The organism is Pseudomonas sp. R15(2017), assembly GCF_002112685.1.
In the GTDB taxonomy this organism is placed as follows: domain Bacteria; phylum Pseudomonadota; class Gammaproteobacteria; order Pseudomonadales; family Pseudomonadaceae; genus Aquipseudomonas; species Aquipseudomonas glycinae.
Genome location: NZ_NEII01000004.1, coordinates 362,144 through 378,989 on the forward strand (window position 1 = coordinate 362,144; position 16,846 = coordinate 378,989).

Annotated in this window: 14 protein-coding genes and 1 tRNA gene; 4 read left to right on the forward strand and 11 right to left on the reverse strand. The window is 62.0% G+C overall.

Features of this window, described 5'->3' with window-relative positions; all coding sequences use genetic code 11:
* Positions 1-76: 76 nt before the first annotated feature.
* Positions 77-1,996, reverse strand: a complete 1,920-nt coding sequence (gene dibA / locus CAF77_RS11385) for a phosphodiesterase DibA (RefSeq protein ID WP_064382694.1) — start codon at positions 1,994-1,996, stop codon at positions 77-79.
* Between the two features lie 146 nt (positions 1,997-2,142).
* Here dibA and desA point away from each other — a divergent pair, with 146 nt between their 5' ends.
* Complete coding sequence (desA, locus tag CAF77_RS11390) at positions 2,143-3,327, forward strand: delta-9 fatty acid desaturase DesA (protein WP_064382693.1); 1,185 nt, start codon at positions 2,143-2,145, stop codon at positions 3,325-3,327.
* A 146-nt stretch (positions 3,328-3,473) separates the two neighbouring features.
* A complete protein-coding gene (locus tag CAF77_RS11395; protein WP_085654492.1) occupies positions 3,474-4,463 on the forward strand; it encodes a sensor domain-containing diguanylate cyclase in 990 nt (329 codons plus the stop codon).
* 136 nt (positions 4,464-4,599) lie between these two features.
* Here the strand turns inward: CAF77_RS11395 and CAF77_RS11400 are convergent, their stop codons facing one another.
* The 3 genes from CAF77_RS11400 to gabD all read right to left on the reverse strand — a co-directional run bounded on the left by CAF77_RS11400 (position 4,600) and on the right by gabD (position 8,858).
* Complete coding sequence (locus CAF77_RS11400; RefSeq protein ID WP_011331900.1) at positions 4,600-5,811, reverse strand: response regulator; 1,212 nt, start codon at positions 5,809-5,811, stop codon at positions 4,600-4,602.
* A gap of 140 nt (positions 5,812-5,951) precedes the next feature.
* The gene (gene gabT, locus CAF77_RS11405) at positions 5,952-7,229 is read right to left on the reverse strand and encodes a 4-aminobutyrate--2-oxoglutarate transaminase (protein ID WP_007957613.1); all 1,278 of its coding nucleotides are present in this window, start codon (positions 7,227-7,229) and stop codon (positions 5,952-5,954) included.
* A 186-nt stretch (positions 7,230-7,415) separates the two neighbouring features.
* Entirely contained in the window at positions 7,416-8,858 is a 1,443-nt protein-coding gene (gene gabD, locus CAF77_RS11410; RefSeq protein ID WP_064382691.1) for an NADP-dependent succinate-semialdehyde dehydrogenase, read from the reverse strand.
* A 443-nt stretch (positions 8,859-9,301) separates the two neighbouring features.
* Here gabD and CAF77_RS11415 point away from each other — a divergent pair.
* A tRNA-Arg gene (locus CAF77_RS11415) sits at positions 9,302-9,378 on the forward strand.
* A 67-nt stretch (positions 9,379-9,445) separates the two neighbouring features.
* Here CAF77_RS11415 and CAF77_RS11420 read toward each other — a convergent pair.
* The 5 genes from CAF77_RS11420 to CAF77_RS11440 form a co-directional block, all read right to left on the reverse strand.
* On the reverse strand, positions 9,446-9,715 hold the full coding sequence (locus CAF77_RS11420; RefSeq protein ID WP_223290656.1) for a hypothetical protein: 270 nt from the start codon (positions 9,713-9,715) through the stop codon (positions 9,446-9,448).
* A gap of 20 nt (positions 9,716-9,735) precedes the next feature.
* Positions 9,736-10,350 carry a hypothetical protein gene (locus CAF77_RS11425; RefSeq protein WP_064382690.1) on the reverse strand — a complete coding sequence of 205 codons (615 nt, stop codon included), beginning with the start codon at positions 10,348-10,350 and terminating at the stop codon, positions 9,736-9,738.
* Positions 10,347-10,928 carry an RNA polymerase sigma factor gene (locus CAF77_RS11430; protein WP_223290703.1) on the reverse strand — a complete coding sequence of 194 codons (582 nt, stop codon included), beginning with the start codon at positions 10,926-10,928 and terminating at the stop codon, positions 10,347-10,349. The genes CAF77_RS11425 and CAF77_RS11430 overlap by 4 nt, the downstream gene beginning before the upstream one ends.
* Positions 10,929-10,957: 29 nt before the next feature.
* Complete coding sequence (locus CAF77_RS11435) at positions 10,958-12,649, reverse strand: VWA domain-containing protein (protein WP_085654494.1); 1,692 nt, start codon at positions 12,647-12,649, stop codon at positions 10,958-10,960.
* A gap of 89 nt (positions 12,650-12,738) precedes the next feature.
* Entirely contained in the window at positions 12,739-13,299 is a 561-nt protein-coding gene (locus tag CAF77_RS11440) for a YbhB/YbcL family Raf kinase inhibitor-like protein (RefSeq protein ID WP_064382687.1), read from the reverse strand.
* 139 nt (positions 13,300-13,438) lie between these two features.
* Between CAF77_RS11440 and CAF77_RS11445 the strand changes: the two genes are divergently transcribed.
* On the forward strand, positions 13,439-14,968 hold the full coding sequence (locus tag CAF77_RS11445) for an FAD-dependent oxidoreductase (RefSeq protein ID WP_064382686.1): 1,530 nt from the start codon (positions 13,439-13,441) through the stop codon (positions 14,966-14,968).
* On the opposite strand, the gene pgaD is transcribed toward CAF77_RS11445, so the two are convergent.
* A complete protein-coding gene (pgaD, locus tag CAF77_RS11450) occupies positions 14,961-15,494 on the reverse strand; it encodes a poly-beta-1,6-N-acetyl-D-glucosamine biosynthesis protein PgaD (RefSeq protein WP_064382685.1) in 534 nt (177 codons plus the stop codon). The two genes, CAF77_RS11445 and pgaD, sit on opposite strands and share 8 nt — an antisense overlap.
* Positions 15,491-16,846, reverse strand: a complete 1,356-nt coding sequence (gene pgaC / locus CAF77_RS11455) for a poly-beta-1,6-N-acetyl-D-glucosamine synthase (RefSeq protein WP_064382684.1) — start codon at positions 16,844-16,846, stop codon at positions 15,491-15,493. Before pgaC ends, pgaD begins: the two co-directional genes overlap by 4 nt.

Here is a 16,846-nt window from a genome sequence, read left to right on the forward strand (position 1 = left end):
TAACTGGAAAACATTATGTGATGCAGCAAGGGTTTGCGGCGGATTTGCTCACTGACAAACCCGCCCTACGCGGCCATCAACCGATCAAGGGCGCCCGGTTCCAGTCGATTTGCGCTTCCGGAACCGGCCGCCCAAACCAGTAGCCTTGCCCCAGATCACAGGCCTGGCCCAGCAGGAACGCCGCCTGTTCCACCTGCTCGATGCCCTCGGCATGCACCTGCATGCCCATGCTGCGCGCCAGGGCGATGATCACCCGGACAATCGCCGCATCGTCCTCGTCCCACGGCAGTCCGGCAACAAAACCCTGGTCGATCTTGAGCTTCTGCACCGGCAGGCGTTTGAGCCGCAGCAGCGACGAATACCCGGTGCCGAAGTCATCGATGGCCAGACGTATCCCCAGCTCGCGCAGACGATGCATTTGTTCCAGCGCGACTTCCGGATCGTCCATCACCGCGCTTTCGGTGACCTCCAGTTCCAGATAGGCCGGATCCAGGCCGGTGTCGTGCAGCACCTGCGCCACCTGCTGATACAACTCGCGGCGGGCAAACAACCGCGAGGACACGTTGACCGCGACAAACGACAGCACCACCCCGGCTTGCTGCCATTGGCACATCTGCCGACAGGCCTGCTGCATGACCCAGGCGTCGATTTCCGAGATCAGCCCGGTGCGCTCGGCAATCGGGATGAACTCCGCCGGCGACACCAGGCCTCGCTGCGGATGCTCCCAGCGCACCAGCGCCTCGACGCCGATCAGGCGACTGGTTTGCAGGTCGTGCACCGGTTGGTAGTAGACCCGCAGTTCCTGCTGCTCCAGCGCGCGACGTAATTCGAAGGCGATTTCGACCCGCTGCTGGGCGTGGGCCGTAAGCTCTTCGGTGTACAGCGCGTAACCGTTGCGACCGCTGCTTTTGGCCTTGAACAGCGCCGCATCGGCGTTGCGCAACAGTTGTTCGGCGCTCAGCGCATCGCTGGGAAACAGACTGATGCCGAGGCTGGCGTTGATGAACAGTTCATGGCCGTCGAGGCAGAACGGCTCTTTAAGCGCATCGAGAATGCGCTGAGCCAATGCTGCCGCCTGCGCCGGTTGTGGACAACTTTCCAGCAGGACCGCGAACTCATCGCCGCCCAGCCGCGCCAGGGTGATGCCCGGCCCGAACAACGCCTGCAAACGCGCGGCGACCGCCTTGAGCAAACGGTCACCGATAGTGTGGCCAAGGCTGTCGTTGATCAGTTTGAAATGGTCCAGATCGATCATCAGCAGCGCGCAGCCGCGCTTGTGGGTCTGCGCCGATGCCAGCGCCTGTTCGGCGCGGTCGCTGAACAGCAGACGGTTGGGCAGGTCGGTCAGCGGATCGTGGTGGGCCAGGTGCTTGAGTTCGTGTTCGGAATCCTTGATTGCGCTGATGTCGGAAAACACCGCGACGTAATGGCTGAGCCGGTTGTCATCGTCACGAATGACCCGGATCGTCTGCCATTGCGGGTAGATTTCACCACTCTTGCGCCGGTTCCAGATCTCGCCGCTCCATTCGTCCCGCGCCTGTAAAGAAGCGAACATCGCCTGATAGAACCCCGGCGGATGGTGCCCGGACTTGAACAGGCTGGGCTGCTGACCTATCACTTCGTCACGCTGATAACCGGTGATTTCCATGAACGCGCGATTGACGTGCACGATCAGCCCCTGCCGGTCCGTGACCAGCACGCCTTCGCGGGTGCAATCGAATACCGCAGCGGCCTGACGCAGGCGTTCGCGATCCGCCTGGCGCTCACGCAAGCGGGCACCGATCCCCAGGCACTCAAACAACCGCGCCCGGGCCAGGAAGATCAACCCGGCGCTGAGCGCTACGAACAGGTAGCCGTTGATCAGTTGCCAGCGCAGCAACTCGTCAGAGCTATCGAAGAAACTGTTCAATAAATAACCAGTGCCTTGCAGCCAGACCACGGCAAGGACCAGGTAAAGCAGCGCTGCACGCAAAGCATCGCGGTATGTGGCAGACATTCGGCCGTCCATGTCCCTACAAAAATGTCGGGATTATAGGTCAAGAAACATCCAGCCATCTCTTATCTGAAAGGGCGACTGGTTTTATCTGTGTGCTTGGTGATAATGCAACGGCTGTTTTTTCTTTATCGAGGGCCCTATAGCCTATGTGGTACGAAGGTTTTCTTGGCTTGTCGGCCTGGTCGCTGGTCGCCGTCACCCTGGTGATGACCCACGTGACGATCGTTGCCGTCACGGTCTACTTGCACCGCTACTCGGCCCATCGCTCCCTGGAGCTGAATGCCGGCCTGAAGCATTTCTTCCGTTTCTGGCTGTGGCTGACCACGGCGCAGAACACCCGCGAGTGGACTGCCATCCACCGCAAACACCACGCCAAATGCGAAACCGAAGACGACCCGCACAGTCCGGTCGTCAAGGGTCTGTCCACCGTCCTGCGCAAAGGCGCAGAGCTGTACCGCGAAGAAGCACAGAACCCGGAAACCCTGCGCATCTACGGCAAGAACTGCCCCGAAGACTGGATCGAGCGCAACCTTTACAGCCGCTACCGGTTGCTGGGCGTGGCGATCATGGCGGTCGTCGATCTGCTGCTGTTCGGCACCATCGGCATCACCATCTGGGCGATCCAGATGATGTGGATCCCGGTCTGGGCGGCCGGTGTGGTCAACGGCCTCGGGCATGCCGTCGGCTACCGCAACTTCGAATGCCGCGACGCGGCGACCAATCTGGTGCCATGGGGCATCCTGATCGGCGGCGAAGAACTGCACAACAACCATCACACCTACCCCAACTCGGCCAAGCTGTCGGTCAAGAAGTGGGAGTTCGACCTCGGCTGGGCGTGGATCCAGATCTTCAGCTTCCTGCGTCTGGCCAAGGTCCAGCGTGTCGCCCCGATCGCCCACCGCGTCGAAGGCAAGGGCAGCCTGGACATGGACACCGCCATGGCGATCCTCAACAACCGCTTCCAGATCATGGCCCAGTACCGCAAGCTGGTGATCGGCCCGCTGGTCAAGCAGGAACTGGCCAAGGTCGATCATTCGGTACGCCACCAGTTCCACCGGGCCAAACGCCTGCTCTCGCGGGAAACCAGTCTGCTGGAAGATCGCCACCACGCGCGCATCCAGAACATGCTCGAGCACAGCCAGGCGCTGAAGGTAATCTACGAGAAACGCCTGGCCCTGCAGCAGATCTGGGTCAAGACCAGCGCGAATGGCCACGACATGCTCGCCGCCATCAAGGAATGGGTCCACGAGGCCGAGGCCAGCGGCATCCAGTCCCTGCGTGAATTCGCCAACCAGTTGAAAACCTACTCGCTGCGCCCTGTCGCCGCCTGAGTGCCGTTGATCGGTGCGCCCGGTTCCCGGGCGCACCCTTCGGAACTTCACCCTCGATCCCCTATCTCAAAGACACTTCGCCACCCCCGGCGGGTTTTCCCGTGGCCGTTGTCGATAGATCGACACGCCCTTTGAGATTCGTGTCGATGGTCAACAACAATCAAAATCAATCATCCCCTCCCCAGTGGCCCGAGGCCGCGCAAACCCTGATGGCATTGATGCATGCCCAGGGCGAAGTCGCCCGCCTGAGCGAACGCGAGCAGCTGTTCAGCTCGCTGCTGGTCAGCGTCAATGCCGTGCTTTGGGCCTTCAACTGGGAAACCCGGCAGGTGCTTTACGTCAGCCCTGCTTACGAGCGGATCTTCGGCCGCTCCGCCGCCCTGCTGTTGGCCGACTACAACCAGTGGCGCGACAGCATCTACCCGGACGATCTGGAATACGCCGAACGCAGCCTCGCCGAAGTGCTGCACAAAGGCGCTGTGGAAGACCGCGAATACCGGATCATCGCCGCCGACGGCCAGGTACGCTGGATCAGCGACAAGTGCTTCATCAACCGTCAGGACGAACCGGGGCAACCGGTGATCATCGTCGGCATCGCCGAAGACATCACCGACAAGAAGCAAATGGAAACCGAGCTGCAACGCCTGGCCACCACCGACGTGCTGACCCAGAGCAGCAATCGCCGGCACTTCTTCGAATGCGCCCACCGGGAATTTGAACAAGCCCGCCTGCAAGGCGCGCAAATGGCGTTCCTGCTGCTGGACATCGATGACTTCAAAGTGATCAACGACACCTACGGCCACCCCGAAGGCGACAACGTGCTGCAACGGATCGCCGAATGCGGTCGTGCCTCATTACGCCGGGGCGACCTGTTCGGGCGGATTGGCGGTGAAGAGTTTGCTGCGGTTTTCCCGGGCTGTGCGCCGGACATGGCCATGCAGGTGGCCGAGCGGCTGCAACGGGAAATTCAGCGGCTGAGTTTCAATTACGGTGAACAAACGTTCGGCATCACCGTCAGCCAGGGCCTGACCAGCCTCACCCCGGAAGACGAAAGCCTCGACACCCTGTTCGCCCGTGCGGACGCGGCAATGTACGAGGCCAAGCGGCAGGGCAAGAACCGGATCATTTCCGCCTGAACCCGGATTTTCGACTCGACACACAACCCTGTGGGAGCGGGCTTGGTCCGGGCGGCGATCCGACGATGAGGCCAGCAGCATTCAATAAAATTATTGGCATTGCCGACGCCATCGCGGGCAAGCCCGCTCCCACTGGTTACTTGCGCATCCGCATCAGCTCCGGCAAGCCGATCTTGAGCAACCGCGCTGTACGGCTCTTGGCCAGCTCCTCGACGCCTTCATGCTCGGTCAGACGGGCCATTTGCGCCGCCATGTTCATCACCAGCGCCTCGCGGGAGTACACCCCGCCCCCGAGCTGGTAGACCGAGGCAATCAGCTCGCGCAACTCCAGCGGCAGACGCCAGCGAGTACGCAACGCCGAACCATAGGCCGCACCGAATTCGGCCAGCGCATCGCCGACTTCCTCCAGCTCGTCCAACTCGCCGCCGGCCTGCTTCCATTCCTGCAGACAACGCAGCAACGCCAGATCGCCGAGGCGATGGAGCATGCCGGCGCAGTAGCAGCGCTCCTGATCCAGATCGAGCAGCCGCGCCAAGGTGCGGGCGTACTCGGCGGTGTGCAGTGACAGGCCCCAATAGCGCTCGGCGTAGTCGGCCAGACACGGGTCGCTGAGTCGGGCACTGCGCTTGAGTGCCAGGCCAAGAATCAGGTTCATGCTCTGCCCGGTGCCCAGTCGATGCAGCGCCTGCGCCAGAGTCTGCACTGGCGCGCCATGATGCTGAGCGGCGCTGTTGGCGGCGGCGATCAACACGGCGGTGATCTGCGGATCGGTGCGGATTTCCTCTTCCAGCAGCTTCAGGTCCAGGCCGTTGGGGTTGAGGCTGCGTTTGACCGCCACCTGCACGTCAGTCATCAGCGGTGCGCCGTCGGCCTGCTCGCGGCGACGTTCGAGGAATACCGACAGCGTCATGCCCGGCGCCAGTGCGGGTACTTCACAGAACACTTCTTCGCCGGCGTTCAGCAGCAGCCCCTGCAAACGCTCGGTCAGGCTTTCCATGTTCAGGGGTTTGGCCAGGTAGGCGGTCGGCGCCAGCGGCAAGGCTTCGCGCACGCTGGCGCTGTCGTTGCGGCTGCTCATCAGAATGAAGGGCAGCGGCGGATTGCGTTTGCGCTGGCGGACGCTGCGCAACACGCTCAAGCCATCGACGCCCGGCAACTCCCAGTCGACGATCGCCAGGTCATAGGGCACTTCGCTGAGCAGCGTCATTGCCTCCTGGCCATCGGCGCACAAGTCCAGCCGCGCATCGCAGCGCACATTCAGCAACACTTGTTTGAGCAGGTCACGAGACCACGGGTCGGCCTCGGCAATCAGGACTCTCGGTACAGCGGGTAAATCGACGGCCGTCATGCTCGCCCTCCCTTGCAATGCTTGAACCTTAGCCAATGCTGGCGTTTCGGTACAACCTGAAAACCGCGCAGGTGTTTCCCGGGCATGAAAAAACCCGCCGAAGCGGGTTTTTTGTCGATCCGATCACACGGTGCTACGGATTACAGCTCCGAGAAGCACTCTTCGATGATCGCCAGACCTTTGTCCAGTTGCTCGTCCGGCGAGGTCAGCGGTACCAGGACGCGCAGCACGTTGCCGTAGGTGCCGCAGGACAGCAGGATCAGGCCCTTGTCACGCGCCTTGGCCACGACAGCCGCGACGGCGGTCGGGTTTGGCTTGTGGCTGTCGCCGTTTTCGAACAGCTCGACGGCAATCATCGCGCCCAGGGCACGGACTTCACCGATCACCGGGTACTTGGCCTGGATGGCTTTCAGGCCGGTGACCAGACGCTCGCCGACAGCCTTGCAGCGGTCCAGCAGTTTTTCTTCTTCGAACACTTCCATCACGGCCAGGGCCGCGGCGCAAGCGATCGGGCTACCGGCGTAGGTGCCGCCCAGGCCGCCTGGCGCGATGGCGTCCATGTATTCGGCCTTGCCGCACACACCGGCCAGCGGGAAGCCGCCAGCGATGGATTTGGCGAAGGTGGTCAGGTCGGCAGCAACGCCCATCTGTTCCATGGCGAAGAAGGTGCCGGTACGGCCAGCGCCGGTCTGCACTTCGTCAGCGATCAGCAGAATGCCGTGCTGGTCGCAAAGAGCGCGCAGGCGCTTCATGAATTCTTTCGGTGCGACGTAGAAACCACCTTCACCCTGCACAGGCTCGATGATGATCGCGGCGATGTCTTTCGGCTCTGCGTCGTTCTTGAAGATGCGTTCGATGGAAGCGATCGAGTCGTCGATGCTCACGCCGTGCAGTTCGTTCGGGTACAGCGCGCGGAAGATGCCGCCTGGCATCAGGCCCATGCCGGCCGAGTAAGGCACGACTTTACCGGTCAGGCCCAGGGTCATCATGGTGCGACCGTGGTAAGCGCCGGTGAAGGCGATCACGCCAGCGCGGCCAGTGGCAGCACGAGCGATCTTCACGGCGTTTTCAACGGCTTCGGAACCGGTGGTCACCAGCAGGGTTTTCTTGGCGAAGTCGCCCGGTACGCGAGCGTTGATTTTCTCGCACAGCTCAACGTACGGCTCATAAGCCAGAACCTGGAAGCAGGTGTGAGTCAGCTTGTTCAGCTGCTCGGTCACGGCGGCGATGATTTTCGGGTGCACGTGGCCGGTGTTCAGTACAGCGATACCGCCAGCGAAGTCGATGAATTCACGCCCTTCAACGTCGGTTACGGTCGCGTTCTTCGCGGACTCGGCGAAGATCGGGTGAATCTGGCCAACACCCCGTGGAACAGCTGCGGTACGACGGGCCATCAGTTCAGCGTTAGTCTTGCTCATTACAGTCCTCATTCGCCGCTCATCGGGCGGCGCGGTTCAAGGATAAAGCGGGAGGAATCGGCGGTGGCAGCATGCGATGATCGACTGCCACGGCGTTCCCGGCCGCAGAGAAAATTCCGGTTTGAAACGACGCAAAGGGACAGCGCTCTCGTGCCCTTTGCGTTTACAGCGATCTTCTACCGAGGCTTAGATGCCCAGGCAGAGGTATTTGATTTCCAGGTAATCTTCGATGCCGTACTTGGAGCCTTCACGGCCCAGGCCCGAGGCCTTGATGCCGCCGAACGGCGCGACTTCGTTGGAGATCAGCCCGGTGTTGACGCCGACCATGCCGTACTCCAGGGCTTCCGCCACACGGAACACACGGCCCAGGTCGCGAGCGTAGAAGTACGAGGCCAGACCGAACTCGGTGTCGTTCGACATCGCGATCACGTCGGCTTCGTCTTTGAAGCGGAACAGCGGCGCCAACGGACCGAAAGTTTCTTCCTTGGCCACCGCCGCGTCTTTCGGCACGTTGGTCAGGATGGTCGGTTCGAAGAAGTTGCCTTCCATCGGCTTGCCACCGGCCAGAACGGTCGCGCCTTTGCTCACCGCGTCAGCGATATGCTCTTGCACCTTGGCCACGGCTTTCTCGTCGATCAGCGGACCCGTGGTGGTGCCTTCTTCCAGACCGTTGCCGATCTTCAGCTTGGCGACTGCCACTTTCAGCTTCTCGGCGAACGCATCGTAGACCGAATCCTGAATGTACAGACGGTTGGCGCAGACGCAGGTCTGGCCGTTGTTGCGGTACTTGGAAATGATCGCGCCTTCGACGGCCTTATCCAGGTCCGCGTCGTCGAACACGATGAATGGCGCGTTGCCGCCCAGTTCCAGGGAGACTTTCTTGATGTCCTTGGCGCATTCCGACATCAGCTGACGGCCGATTTCGGTCGAGCCGGTGAAGGACAGTTTGCGCACGATCGGGTTGCTGGTCAGCTCGCTGCCGATGTCGCCGGCGCTGCCGGACACCACGCTGAACACGCCTTTAGGGATGCCGGCGCGCTGGGCCAGTTCGGCCAAGGCAAATGCAGAGAACGGGGTTTGCGAAGCAGGCTTGAGCACCATGGTGCAACCGGCGGCCAGCGCCGGACCTGCTTTACGAGTGATCATCGCCGCCGGGAAGTTCCACGGGGTGATGGCAGCGGTAACGCCGATCGGTTGCTTGATCACGATCAGGCGCTTGTCCGGCTGGTGGCCCGGAATCACGTCGCCGTAGATGCGCTTGGCTTCTTCGGCGAACCACTCGATGAACGAAGCGGCGTAAACGATTTCGCCCTTGGCTTCGGCCAGTGGCTTGCCCTGCTCGAGGGTCATCAGGCGAGCGAGGTCGTCCTGGTGCTCGATCATCAGTTCGAACCAGCGACGCAGCTTGCCTGCACGCTCCTTGGCGGTCAGTGCACGCCAGGCCGGCAGCGCCTTGTCGGCGGCTTCGATGGCACGGCGGGTTTCGGCAGCGCCCATCTTCGGTACGGTGCCCAGAATCTCGCCGGTGGCCGGGTTGTTGACCTTGATCGTCTGACCGTTGTCCGCGTCGACCCATGCGCCATCGATGAAGGCTTGCTGGCGGAACAACTGGGTGTCTTTAAGCTGCATGTCGGCTTTCCTTAACAGCACCGCGCAAGGCGCGGAGCAAAATTATGATTGTAGAAAGGCGCCTCGCAAGGCTGCCGTCAGGGAAATCATTCACCGGGCTGGCACATCAATAGCGCACGACTCAAAACGCGTGCGGCTCAGCACCTGGATAAGGAGCGTTTGAAATCTCAAACGAATCCTAGGTTCAAAGGGGTTGAAGGACAATAGGGCGTTCGAAAAAAAGAACAAAAACGCCGCAATTGCTGAACATTTCAGATCAACGTACCAACAGCTCGGGTCGCAGGGAAACCATAGAACAGCCTCTCAAAAGCGCCAAGCGAGCCTTTTGCAGGACGTTACAGCTTTATGGAATGCAGTGCTTTTCAACCGACACGCGAACTGACAATACGCACCAAAACCCGGCATGGACGCCCCGAGCCGACCTAGGTATGATGTCGCCCGCTGCACCAGTAGCTCAGCTGGATAGAGTACTGCCCTCCGAAGGCAGGGGTCGTGGGTTCGAATCCCGCCTGGTGCGCCATTGATTTAAACGAGAAAGCCCCGGACTGTGATGGTCCGGGGCTTTTTTGTGGCTGCCGACTGGCGACTCACTCCGTCGTCCAGTCAAACTCGTCATATTCATCATCGTCTTCTTCGTCCTCGATCAACTCATCATCGAGAACGCCTTCCTCCAGATCCTCTTCGGCCTGCTTGGCCAGAAGAAACTCCTTACGACTCTCCGTCACTGCCCGCCGCAGTTCCTCCCCCTTCACCGGGCAGTTGAGCATTTGGGCGATGCGGTCGATTTTTTGGGCCACGGCATCCTCCAGCGCATCGGCAATGACCCGATAGTGCGCGTTTTTGCGGGTCAATGCCAAATGGCGGATGGCTGATACGGTCAGTTCTTGCGGATTTTTTCCAGTCGCAGATCGAGATTCACGTTCGGATAGCGCTTGTGCAAGTTGTTGAACAGGCTGTCGGCCGCTTGCGACTGGCCGGACTCGCGCAGGCGCAGGACTTCACGCAGTTGCGCGTCAAGACCGTTGACCGGGGCGGCGGCGCGCTTGCTGACCTTGGCGTCGTCCGCCGTGTCGGCGCTGATCGATTCGCTCTGCATCGGTGCAGCCATTTCCGCCATTGGCGCGGGAGCCATTGCGGGTGCAGGCGCGGAAAGCGCGCCGGCGGGCGCCGACAATGATCGGGCCTCCTGACGGACCACAGGCGCGGCCGGTTTGGCAGCAGGGGCGAAATCGTATTGAGCAACGGGCTCCGGCACGCGTTGCACCAGCGACAGCATCAGCGCGATGCCGACCAGACTGGCAAAAGCCACCTGATAGCGCGGTTGCTGGCAGGCCTTGAGCCAGCGTTGCCACAGGCTCTGCCGTGGTGCCGGGGTTTCATGACGGGCGGCGTTGAGGATCAGCGCATCGAGATGCGCCGGCGGCTCGGCGTTGTGCTGTTCGCGCACGTGCTTGAGCAATTGCTCTTCGGGTGTCGGGCGGGCGTCCGTCATGTCAGTACCTCCTCGGCCAGCAGCCGACGCAGTTTTTGCTGGGCGTAGCGCAAGCGGCTCTTGACGGTATCCAGCGGTGTTCCGGTGAGGCTGGCGATTTGCGCCAGGTCGAGGTCGCCGTGGGCGCGCAGCAGGAACACTTCGCGCTGGTCGGCGGGCAAGGATTGCAGGGCGCTCTCCAGGCGCTGGCTGTCGCGGCTGAGGTTGAGCAGTTGTTCGGGATCGGAGGCGTCGTCGCTGACGGCGTGGAATTGCTCGTCGTAGCTGTCATGCAGCGGTTGTCGGGCTCCGTGCTTGCGCCAGTGGTCAATCAGGCGATTGCGGGCAATCTGGAACAACCACGTACGAAAGGTCGCCCGGCCTTGTGGCTGACTGCTACTGCGGATCAGGCTCAGCCAGGTCTCCTGGAAAACCTCGTCGGCCAGTTCCGGTTTGCCGCTCAAACCGAGCAGAAACCGGTAAAGACTCTGCCGATGGCGGGCGTACAGGATCTCGAACGCCTTGCCGTCACCCTCGCGATAACGGGCCAGCAGCGATTCGTCGCTGCTGGCCTCAAGGCTGTCGGCGGAAGCAAACAGCTGTGTGATAAAGCCTTTGAGGCGGCTCACTATTCAATCCGTCGCTCAGTGGACATTCCGTTGGAGGCAGTGGAGGTACGCAGGCTCTGCGCAAGTTCCACCAGCTGCACGAACTCGTTGCGCAGGCCGAAGCGGTCATCGCCACGGGCACCGCGGGCCAGGGCTTCGGTGTCCTTGAGGCTGAAATCGCCGGTGTAGCGACCGTCCTTGAGTTGCTGGGAAAACGCGGCGACGGCGGCAGCAAAGCGCAGGTCTTCACTGGCCGGTGCAACCTGACTGGCAATCGGCCGCTCGATCAGCAGACTTTTCCCACCCTCAGGCCTTTGATATCGCACACGCAGCATGGCCAATTCTCCTTTCTTCTCGGAAACCACTGCATCGGTTTTTCCGTAACGCAGCGGTTCCAGCCAGCCCTTCTCGCCTGTCGGGACAATTTCATACAACGCCGTCACCGTATGGCCTGCACCGATTTCACCGGCATCGACCTTGTCATTGCTGAAATCCTCACGCTTCAACGCGCGGTTCTCGTAACCGAGCAGCCGGTACTCGCTGACCTGCGCCGGGTTGAACTCGACCTGCAACTTGACGTTTTTCGCCACCACGGCGAGGGTCGAACCGAGTTGATCCACCAGCACCTTGCGCGCTTCGCGCAGGTTGTCGATGTAGGCGTAGTTGCCGTCACCGGCATCGGCCAGTTGTTCCATCAGGTGTTCATTGTAGTTATCCACACCGAAACCCAGGGTGGTCAGGGAAATCCCGGTCTTGCGTTTATCCACAGCCATTTGTTGCAGACTGTCGAAGTCGCTGATGCCGACATTGAAGTCACCGTCGGTGGCCAACAGGATGCGGTTGATGCCTTTGGGGATGAACGCCTGTTGCGCCATCTGATAAGCCAGTTCGATGCCTGAAGCGCCCGCAGTCGAGCCGCCGGCGGTCAATCGCTCGATGGCTGTGCGAATTTTCGCCTTTTCCCGTCCGGAAGTCGGCTCCAACACCACTCTGGATTCGCCGGCATACACCACCAGCGATACCCGATCCTGCTCGCGCAATTGATCGACCAGTAATTTCAGGGTGCTTTTGACCAGTGGCAAGCCTTCGCGGCGGTCCATCGAGCCGGACACATCCACCAGAAACACCAGATTGGCCGGGGCCAGTTCCGCCACCGCGCGGTCGGACGCCTTGATGCCGATACGCAGCAAGCGGGTGTGCGGGTTCCACGGTGAGGCAGCCAGTTCGGTCGTCACGCCGAAGGGCGAGCCATCGCTCGGCAGCGCATAATCGTAGGGAAAGTAATTGACCATCTCTTCCAGCCGCACCGCGCCTTCCGGCGGCAGTCGACCCTGATTGAGCAGGCGCCGCACATTGGCGTAGGCGCCGGTGTCGACGTCGGCACTGAAGGTCGAGACAGGAGTTTCGGCGACGCTGTGGATCGGGTTGTCGGCCAGGTTGGCGTACTGCTCGCGCTGCTCGTCGCGATAGCCTTGTGGATAACTTTCAGCGGCCGGCAGCGGTGCAAAACTGGCGATCGGCGCTGCCCGTACACTGCGTTTGGCCATCGCGCTATCGGCCATGATCGCTTCGGACTGCACGGAGGATTTCAGCTCGGTCTGCGCCGGAGGCGGCGCGACGGTGGTTTCCGGGCTGGAAGAAACACCGCAACCGGCAACCACCAGCAACACACTGGCAGCAAGGGGGCGCAGAAGCGTGGAAGGAAGGGACATGGGGGCTGACCTCGGGGAAGAATTGATCCATTCATCCCCTGAGACGGGCAGCCCTGTCAGTTCGGGTTAAACCTCGCCGAAATTTTTTTTCAGCGGTGATAACGCCGCACCGCACTGCTGTTGCGCAGCACGTGGCCTTTGATCTTTTCCATCAGCTGGGCGCGGGTCAGGCCGGCGGGCAAGGCGTCCGGGGCCAGATCCAGAGCGTAGATCTGGATGATGTAGTGGTGCGCGCTGTCGCCCACCGGTGGGCAGGGGCCGATGTAGCTGGTGGTGCCTTTGCTGTTGGTGCCACCGACGCCTTCGAGGGCCGATTTGGCGCCGACACCGGCCGCAATCTGCCGGGTCGTGGCCTTGATCCCGTAGTGAATCCAGTGATCGACACCCGAACCTTTCTGGCCGTCCGGATCGTGCATGACGATGGCGTAGCTCAGGGTTCCGGCCGGGCCGGCATTCCAGCTCAGGGCCGGCGACTGGTTCTTGCCGCCGCAACCGGCCGCATCGCTGGCCGCCGCCGAGGTGAACAGACGGTTATCCGACACACCGGGAATGCTGAGGGTGAAACGCTCCTGGGCCTGCGCCGGAAACTGCACGCAAAGGGCGACGGCAACGGCCGCCAGCCAAGGGTTGAGAGAGGTCAATCGGGTCATTCCGGGAGCACCTTGTGCAGTTGGGCCTTCGTCGGCCTGCAAACTATAGCCGTACCGTTCGTGCCGTGGCAGTGGCAAATGGCTGAACCTCGCAATGCGGCCCAAACTCGTAAGAGAAATGCCTGTGAGGAGCACGACCATGACCCTGCACCGTGTCGCCCGTTTCGCCGATGTGCCTGAAGACCGTGGCCTGGAGGTAAAGATCGGCGACTGCAAGATTGTTCTGCTACGCGTTGCCGGCCAATTGCGCGCCTTTCAGGGGCAATGCCCGCACGCCGGCGCGCCGTTGGCGGAAGGTGCGTTGTGCCACGGCCGGCTGATCTGCCCGTGGCACAAGGCAGCTTTTCGTGCCGAAGATGGCGCGCTGTGCGAGCCTCCGGCACTGGACAGCCTCAAGCGCTATCCGCTGGAACTGCGCGGCGACGAGGTGTGGGTCGATGACCAGCCGCTGCCGGATCCGCACACCCCGCCGCAGGACGATCCGCGCACCTTTGTCATCGTCGGCGCCGGTGCCGGGGGAACGGCCTGCGCTGCCGCCCTGCGGGAAAAAGGCTTCGGCGGGCGGATCGTGCTGATCGACCGCGAGCCGGACGCCGGCTACGACCGAACGGTGCTGAGCAAATTCGTGCTGTCCGGGGAAATGCCGGCGGCGGAAACCCCGCCGCTGCGCGATGAGGTCTTTTACCGCGAGCAGCACATCAACCGTGTTTCAGGCGAGGTCAGCGGGCTCGATACCGAAGCCAAGACTCTTCACCTGAGCGATGGCCGCACACTGCATTACGACGCGGCGGTGCTGGCCACCGGCGCAACGCCCAACGCGCTGGAACTACCCGGCGCCGACCTGCCCCAGGTGTTTGTCCTGCGCTCAAAAGCCCAGGCGCAATCCATCATGGACGCTGCTCAACCGGGACAGCGCGCGGTGATCATCGGTGACAGCTTCATTGCCCTTGAATGCGCTTCGGCCCTGCGCCAGCAAGGTCTCGAGGTGACGGTGCTGGCGCGTCACGCAACTCCGTTCGCGGCGCAATTCGGTGAAGCCGTCGGCAAGGCGATCCGGGCACTCCATGAAGAAAACGGCGTGAAATTCATCACTGATCACGAAGCCAGGGAGATCACCGGCGACGGCAAGGTCGAGGCGGTGTTGCTCGACAATGGCCTGCGCCTGTCGGCGGATCTGGTGTTGGCGGGAATCGGCGTGCACCCGGCCACCGAAGTGTTCGGCGATCTGCCGCGCGAGGACGATCAATCACTGTTGGTCGATGCCAGCCTGCGCGTCACCGAGAGCCTGTGGGCGATTGGCGATATCGCCACCTTCCCGTTGAACGGCAAACCTCAACGTATCGAACACTGGCGCCTGGCCCAGCAGCACGCGCGGATCGCCGCCGCCAACCTGCTCGGTGGCGATGAGCATTACCTCGATGTGCCGTATTTCTGGACCTGGCATTTCGGCCGTAACTACGACTACCTCGGTCACGCCGAGCGGTGGGACGAAGTCGAATTTATCGGCGAACCCGAACAGCCGCCGTTTATCGGGCTGTTCGGGAGCAAGGGCGTGGTGGTGGCGGCGATCGCCTGTGAGCAGGAGCGGGCGATGGCGCTGCTGGCCGAACGCATGAAACAACCACTGCCGATGGATGAAGCCTGGCGGCTGATTCGCGCCGTCAGGTGATCCGGTTCAACGGCTCGCGGTTGTCGTCGTCCTCGGCGCCCAGGAAGATCACCCGAGGACGCTCCAGCGGCGCCAGCGGTGGCGGCAGCTCTTGCGGCTGAGCCGGCCACAGATGCGGCACCACATGACTGACATCGCCGTCCTGATCGTTGTGGATGGTCATCACGCCCGGCCCGCGCAGCTTCTGAAAGCGGTCGTCATTCAGTTTGAAGCTGCGGCTCAGTCCCTCATCGTCGACCACCGGGGAGGGCAACCGGCGCTGGGCGAAGCTTCGGCTCTTGCGTTGCTGATAGCGCGCCCAGCCGATCAGGATCACCGCGTTGACCACCGCCACCCACAGATAAATCTGCAAGGTGCCGAGGGCTTCGAACGCCGAGTTGTCGAGGCGTGGCCCGCCTTCGTGAGTATCAATCAGCGGCCACAGACCGCGTACCAGCAGATACAGCAGGCCGATCCACGCCAGCACGGTGAAGAACGCATCGAGCAGCACCAGAAACGGTCGTTGCCGGGTCCGGATGATTTTCATTTGATAACCTCCTCTTCATCGTCCCCGAGCGGCTTGATTCCCCGGTCGGGACTGATCCAGCGCGCACGTTTCTGGTGTTGGCCGAACAAGACTTTGGGGAAACTGACCAGCGTGGTCAGCAGGCTGACGAGCCAGAACGCGATCGGATACCACACCACCCAGAACATGGTCCTGCCCAGGCCCGGCTCATAACGCCGGTCGATGACGATGCTGACCGCGAACTGCACCAGGCAGACAAAGGCCAGCAGCAAACCGGTGAAGGCTGGCGGCATCAGGTGATCGACCGCAATCGCCTCAGGCATGACCACGAACTTGCCGACGGCCCAGAAGATCACCGACAACAGGAAGGTGAACGCCCAGCCGGTCGACAGGCAGTATTCGAACAGCAGCGGCCACAGGTAACGGTGACGGTACTGCCAGATCCCGCGAATGTTCTTGAACAGCACCTCGGCACCGCCCTGGGCCCAGCGCAGGCGCTGCTTCCACAGACCGCGCAGGGTTTCCGGCATCAGGATCCAGCACAGGGCACGGGGCTCGTAGAAGATGCTCCAGTGATCCAGTTGCAGCTTCCAGCTGATGTCGATGTCTTCGGTGATCATGTCCGGGCTCCAGTAGCCGACCCGGTTCAGCGCCGTGCGGCGGAACGCGACGATCACCCCCGACACGGTGAAGATCCGCCCGAACACCCGCTGGGTGCGCTTGATCAGCCCGATGATCGACGAGAACTCACCGACCTGCACCCGCCCGACCAAGGTTGAACGCGTGCGGATCCGTGGGTTGCCGGTCACCGCACCCAGTCGTGCGTTGTCGAGCATCGGCGCGACGAGGTAAGCGGCGGTATTCGGCGCCAGCAGCGCATCACCGTCGATGCACACCAGATATTCGCTGCGCGCCGCGATGGCGCCCATGCGCAGGGCCACGGCCTTGCCCTGGTTTTCCGCCAGGTGCAGCACGCGCAGCCGCGGGTCTTCCTTGGCCAGCGCATCCAGCACTTCGGCGGTGTTGTCCTTGGAGCCGTCGTTGATCGCGATGACTTCGATGTTCGGGTAGTGCTGCGCCAGCGCCGCGTGGATGGTGTCGGCGGCGTTGTCGCCCTCGTTGTAGCAAGGGATCAGGATCGAAATCAGCGGTTCGCCTTCCAGCGGTGGCGGCAGGGTGTCGTCCTTCCACGGCCAGTGCCGTTCCCAGTGCAGCCAGAAATACAGACCACCGGAAATCCACAACCCGGACATGAACAGCGGGTAGAAGAACACGAAGTCCATCAGAAATTGCCCGGTGACCAGGAAGATCAGCCCCAGCGGAACGCCGAGGACGAGCGCCAGAACAAGCAGGGCCAGCAATCTATCCAGCAT

What these genes read in the sequence shown, in the direction of transcription:
- dibA (WP_064382694.1), bottom strand. Translation starts at nt 1,996, where the DNA reads ATGTCTGCCACATACCGCGATGCTTTGCGTGCAGCGCTGCTTTACCTG.
- desA (WP_064382693.1), top strand. Translation starts at nt 2,143, where the DNA reads ATGTGGTACGAAGGTTTTCTTGGCTTGTCGGCCTGGTCGCTGGTCGCC.
- CAF77_RS11395 (WP_085654492.1), top strand. Translation starts at nt 3,474, where the DNA reads ATGGTCAACAACAATCAAAATCAATCATCCCCTCCCCAGTGGCCCGAG.
- CAF77_RS11400 (WP_011331900.1), bottom strand. Translation starts at nt 5,811, where the DNA reads ATGACGGCCGTCGATTTACCCGCTGTACCGAGAGTCCTGATTGCCGAG.
- gabT (WP_007957613.1), bottom strand. Translation starts at nt 7,229, where the DNA reads ATGAGCAAGACTAACGCTGAACTGATGGCCCGTCGTACCGCAGCTGTT.
- gabD (WP_064382691.1), bottom strand. Translation starts at nt 8,858, where the DNA reads ATGCAGCTTAAAGACACCCAGTTGTTCCGCCAGCAAGCCTTCATCGAT.
- CAF77_RS11425 (WP_064382690.1), bottom strand. Translation starts at nt 10,350, where the DNA reads ATGACGGACGCCCGCCCGACACCCGAAGAGCAATTGCTCAAGCACGTG.
- CAF77_RS11435 (WP_085654494.1), bottom strand. Translation starts at nt 12,649, where the DNA reads ATGTCCCTTCCTTCCACGCTTCTGCGCCCCCTTGCTGCCAGTGTGTTG.
- CAF77_RS11440 (WP_064382687.1), bottom strand. Translation starts at nt 13,299, where the DNA reads ATGACCCGATTGACCTCTCTCAACCCTTGGCTGGCGGCCGTTGCCGTC.
- CAF77_RS11445 (WP_064382686.1), top strand. Translation starts at nt 13,439, where the DNA reads ATGACCCTGCACCGTGTCGCCCGTTTCGCCGATGTGCCTGAAGACCGT.
- pgaD (WP_064382685.1), bottom strand. Translation starts at nt 15,494, where the DNA reads ATGAAAATCATCCGGACCCGGCAACGACCGTTTCTGGTGCTGCTCGAT.
- pgaC (WP_064382684.1), bottom strand. Translation starts at nt 16,846, where the DNA reads ATGCTGGATAGATTGCTGGCCCTGCTTGTTCTGGCGCTCGTCCTCGGC.